The organism is Methylovulum psychrotolerans, from assembly GCF_002923755.1.
GTDB lineage: Bacteria > Pseudomonadota > Gammaproteobacteria > Methylococcales > Methylomonadaceae > Methylovulum > Methylovulum psychrotolerans.
Map to the genome: position 1 here is coordinate 1 of NZ_PGFZ01000041.1, position 4169 is coordinate 4169.

Consider the following 4169-nt stretch of genomic DNA (forward strand, 5'->3'; position numbering starts at 1 on the left):
TCGCTGTTTACGGTTGAATCGAAACATTACCGCCCGCAACTGGAAAAAGGTCAACGTCTGGGATTCGGGTGCCGGGTCAATCCGGTTGTTACTCGGCAAGGCAAAAAGCATGATGTGGTGATGGATGCCCAGTTACAGTTTCTATCCTCGCTCGTTAAGAATTTCCAACTGGATTCATTGCTCTCAGCCAAACCTAAGAAAGGCGAGTACAAAAAACTTTTGCTGGCAAACGGCGGTGAAGCCTTAAGCCTGCGCTTGACTGAGTTGCTGACAAATGATCTTCGTTACGCCGAACGCTTAGAGCAAATAGCCCAGCTCGCCGATAAACTGGAATTGGCGATAAAAGCCCAAGTGGATGTGGCTTTAGAAGGTTGGCTGAAAAAACAAGGTGAACGTTTGGGATTTGAGTTGTTGGTAGACGATGACGGTTTAAGCAAATTGCAAAATAGCGGCTACCTCTGGCATGGTTTGCCCGCCAAAGCCAAGAAAAAAGAAGATAAACCTGGCTTTAGCACGGTCGATTTTTGTGGCGAACTTGAAATCACCGATGTGCAAAAATTCGAGCAAGCCTTATTCCAAGGCATAGGCCGCGCCAAGGCCTTTGGCTGTGGCCTGTTGATGATTAGGCGAACATAATAGTCCTTGCTTTTAGGTATGAATATTAACTGTTATAGTTCATACAACACCCCATCTTTTTCATAGGTGATCCATGCAAATCAATACCCAAATCGACGACAGCTACCAACAAAAAATAGCCGCCATACATGAAGCCACCCAATTGAATACGCCAGAAATTATCAAGCAAGCTTTGGATTTGTTGTACGAAAAAACAGCCCTGACAGGCAGGCAAAAGAACCGGATATTACTGGAAATGCTGGCGGGTACTGCGGAAGGGCCGGAAGACTTGTCTGTCAACCATAAAGACTATCTGCTGCAAGGTTGGAAGGAAAAACATGGTATTGACTGACACAGGATTTTGGTTCGCATTTTTTAACAAAAAAGACCGCTACCATCGCCAAGCCATCACGGTTATGCAACACCTGGATGAAGGGTTGATTACCACATGGCCTGTCATGACCGAAACCAGCTATTTGTTAGGTAAGACATTAGGTGTGCAAAGCCAGATAAACTTTATTGGCGCACTAAAATCTGACTTGGTCTCGGTTTTTGATATTAATGTGCAGTGTTTGCCGCAGGTTCAAGCCCTGATGCAGAAATACGCTAACCTCCCCATGGATTTAGCCGACGCGTCCCTGGTCATCCTAGCCGAACACCTTGGGCACGGGCGAATTCTCTCCACTGACCAGCGCGATTTTAACGCTTACCGATGGAAGAACCACCAGCCCTTCCAAAATCTGTTGTTGCCGGAACACTAATGCTCCCACCTCTCAAACCTATCACCATGAAAGAACGCGTCTCCCTCGTCTTCATCGAAAAAGGCCAGATTGATGTCAAAGACGGCGCGTTTGTCGTCATCGACGAAACCGGCATCCGTACCCACATACCCGTCGGTTCCATCGCCTGTATCATGCTCGAACCAGGGACGCGAGTCTCGCATATGGCCGCAGCTTTAGCGGCCAGGGCAGGGACGTTGCTGGTTTGGGTCGGGGAAGCGGGCGTGCGGGTTTATGCGTCAGGCCAGCCGGGCGGGGCAAGGTCTGACCGCTTGCTCTACCAAGCCAAACTGGCCCTAGACGATGTCGCCCGCTTAAAAGTTGTCCGCAAAATGTATGAAATCCGCTTTGGTGAAAAACCGCCGGAACGTCGTAGCGTGGAACAACTGCGCGGCATTGAAGGCGCACGGGTGAAAAAAATCTATCAATTGCTAGCCAAACAAGCTGGCGTGGAATGGAAAGGCCGCAATTACGATTACACCGATTGGGACAGCGGCGATATGGCTAACCGCTGCATCAGCGCCGCCACATCCTGTCTGTACGGCATTTCCGAAGCGGCAGTATTGGCGGCAGGTTACGCGCCCGCAATTGGCTTTATACATACCGGCAAACCGCTCTCCTTCGTTTATGACATCGCCGACCTTTTCAAATTTGATGACATTATCCCACACGCCTTCAAAATTGCCGCCAAAAACTACGCACAACCTGAGCGTGAAGTCCGGTTGATGTGCCGTGATATATTCCGGCAAAGTAAAATCCTCAAGAAAATCATTCCCACCATTGAAGACGTGCTGGCGGCTGGGGAGTTGACGATCCCCACTCCGTTTGAAGAATCTATAGCTCCCGCCATACCCAACCCGGAGAACATCGGCGATGTTGGTCATCGTAGTTGAAAACGCCCCACTACGTTTACGCGGTAGGTTAGCGGTTTGGCTGATCGAGATCCGCGCAGGAGTTTATGTGGGTGACTTGTCGAAAAAAGTGCGCGAAATGATCTGGTCGCAAGTTGAAGATGGGCTTGAAGACGGCAACGCAGTGATGGCTTGGTCTACCAACACCGAATCGGGCTTTGATTTTGTGACATTAGGCAAAAACCGTCGCTTGCCAGTGGAACTGGACGGATTGAAATTGGTGTCGTTTTATCCTATTGAGGGTGCAGATGATGCGGCTCTTTAACAACATGGAAAAAGTCAGAAAAATTGGTGGAAATTTAACAGCATTATTTCTTCTTATCTAACAATAAGTTAAGATAAGTCCGTTCCCCACGCCCGTGGGGATAAACCGGGCGGCAGTCTTTTCAGATACCGTTAATGTAACCGTTCCCCACGCCCGTGGGGATAAACCGAGTCTATGCGCCAGCAAGAAAAATTCCGCAAACCGTTCCCCACGCCCGTGGGGATAAACCGACAGGCCGCGTTATGACCGGGCGCGGTATTGACCGTTCCCCACGCCCGTGGGGATAAACCGACAGGAATATTTCTTAATTAACGCATCATATTCCGTTCCCCACGCCCGTGGGGATAAACCGGAACTGGCAAAACTGACAAGCAACGTTTTTGACCGTTCCCCACGCCCGTGGGGATAAACCGTGAATTGAAATTGTCCGAGCCGACCACCTGCCCCGTTCCCCACGCCCGTGGGGATGATCCACGGAATAAATCTGTCGTTTGTTTAAATTGCACCCTACCTCCGTACTGACAGTTCCCTAGTTGCGCCCTAGTTGCGCCCTAGTTGTGCCCTAATTGCGCCCTAGTTGCGCCCTAGTTGTGCCCTAATTGCGCCCTAGTTGCGCCCTAATTGCGCCCTAATTGCGCCCTAATAGCGCCCTAATAGCGCCCTAATAGCGCCCTAGTTGCGCCCTAATTGCGCCCTAGTTGCGCCCTAGTTGCGCCCTAATTGCGCCCTAGTTGCGCCCTAATTGCGCCCTAATAGCGCCCTAATAGCGCCCTAGTTGCGCCCTAATAGCGCCCTAGTTGCGCCCTAGTTGCGCCTCAGTTGCGCACGGCTTATTCTTACGGGGGTTGGCGGGAATGGTAAGCGCGAAAAGTGGCGTTTTTTTAGTGGAGTTCGGTGGATGCAAGGCGGCGGAATCCGCCGTTTAATCATCCGGTTGACAGCGGTGTATGGCTTGGCGGACAATCTTATCCGCATATCGTGATTCCAGGCAGGGGTCATCAGGCGGCGCCAGTTCAGCGCCTTAAACGACGAATAAACAGTCGGGGCTTAAGTCAGTGTTTTGATGGCAGGAGGCCGCCCGGGACAACTTTAGAAACACAGCGGCTTTGCCGTGATATTGAAACACAGCGGCCTTTGGCTGCGGCATAGAAACAAAGCGGCTTTCGCCGCGATTTGAAAACACGGCGTCTCTGTACGCGACACTAACAGAAACAATGACTTGTCGGCACGGTAAGCGACGTGGCCGCCAGGCATTAATTCCTCCAAACTTTGGGTAGCATCTGTGATGTTGTGCCTGGGCTTGCCTGCCGTCCTGTGAGGGGCTGCGGGTCACTTCACCTCCGTTTTGCGCCCGTCTGCCGGGCTTGGGCAAGACGGCATTTCCCCGATGCCTTTTGGGCAGCGCCGCTGGCGGCCTGTCTTTTTTGGCCTCTTTGCCCCGCGCCGGGGCAAAACCACCGCTTTTGGCGGTCGGGTTTGGCGATGGCGCGGGGTCTTTGAAACCGTTTATGTCGGACATAAACGGTTTCCGTCGTAGCCCCGAAACCCCTTGTCCTTCGCGGACGGCAGCATTTTTTGTTGGGGGGTTTTTGGGGGTTT

Annotated in this window: 5 protein-coding genes and 1 CRISPR repeat array; all 5 genes read left to right on the forward strand. The window is 51.6% G+C overall.

Going from position 1 to position 4169, the window contains the following annotated elements; translation table 11 throughout:
• On the forward strand, positions 1 to 636 hold a 636-nt coding region (gene cas6e, locus AADEFJLK_RS23160), incomplete at its 5' end, for a type I-E CRISPR-associated protein Cas6/Cse3/CasE (RefSeq protein ID WP_103975974.1).
• A 73-nt stretch (positions 637 to 709) separates the two neighbouring features.
• Complete coding sequence (locus AADEFJLK_RS23165) at positions 710 to 967, forward strand: hypothetical protein (protein ID WP_103975975.1); 258 nt, start codon at positions 710 to 712, stop codon at positions 965 to 967.
• Positions 954 to 1376: a type II toxin-antitoxin system VapC family toxin gene (locus AADEFJLK_RS23170; RefSeq protein WP_103975976.1), complete on the forward strand. Its 423-nt coding sequence runs from the start codon at positions 954 to 956 to the stop codon at positions 1374 to 1376. The genes AADEFJLK_RS23165 and AADEFJLK_RS23170 overlap by 14 nt, the downstream gene beginning before the upstream one ends.
• Complete coding sequence (cas1e, locus tag AADEFJLK_RS23175) at positions 1376 to 2287, forward strand: type I-E CRISPR-associated endonuclease Cas1e (RefSeq protein ID WP_103975977.1); 912 nt, start codon at positions 1376 to 1378, stop codon at positions 2285 to 2287. The genes AADEFJLK_RS23170 and cas1e overlap by 1 nt, the downstream gene beginning before the upstream one ends.
• A complete protein-coding gene (gene cas2e / locus AADEFJLK_RS23180) occupies positions 2268 to 2570 on the forward strand; it encodes a type I-E CRISPR-associated endoribonuclease Cas2e (protein WP_103975978.1) in 303 nt (100 codons plus the stop codon). The genes cas1e and cas2e overlap by 20 nt, the downstream gene beginning before the upstream one ends.
• A gap of 79 nt (positions 2571 to 2649) precedes the next feature.
• Positions 2650 to 3044: direct repeats of the CRISPR family, unit length 29 nt; unit sequence CCGTTCCCCACGCCCGTGGGGATAAACCG.
• The last annotated feature ends 1125 nt before the right edge of the window (positions 3045 to 4169 follow it).